The organism is Mesorhizobium sp. M00.F.Ca.ET.216.01.1.1, assembly GCF_004010325.2.
GTDB lineage: Bacteria > Pseudomonadota > Alphaproteobacteria > Rhizobiales > Rhizobiaceae > Mesorhizobium.
In genome coordinates this window covers 1-342 of sequence record NZ_SADR02000305.1, presented here as the reverse complement: position 1 = coordinate 342, position 342 = coordinate 1, and the positions used below count along the sequence as shown (strand labels likewise).

Sequence of the window (342 nt, the reverse complement as noted above, 5' to 3'; positions counted from 1 at the left end):
GTGACACCGACGCCGTCGGCCTTGGCCTGTTCCTCGATGCCCTTCTGCATGGTCTGGAAGAACGGATTGTCGAGGCCTTTGACGATCGCCGCGACCTTGGCCTCTTCGGCGTGCGCAGGCACGGCGAGCGGCGCGCCTCGGCCATCACGATCATCGTTGGCGAGAACGGTACCGGCAAATCGACGCTGCTGGAAGCGATCGGAGCATTGGCTGGCTACGATGAAGCCGGCGGTGGCAAGGGCTACATGCCCGTCGACCATTCTCGCGCCATCGACAAGAGCGGCGCAGGGCTGGCGAGCAGTTTCCGGTGCCACTGGCTGCCAAAGGTGACTGCGGGTTGGT

General features: G+C 64.6%; 1 protein-coding gene. It reads left to right on the top strand.

Annotation, left to right across the window (positions count from 1 at the left end; translation table 11 throughout):
- Positions 1–110 precede the first annotated feature (110 nt).
- On the top strand, positions 111–342 hold a 232-nt coding region (locus EN859_RS36225; protein WP_245525889.1), incomplete at its 3' end, for an AAA family ATPase.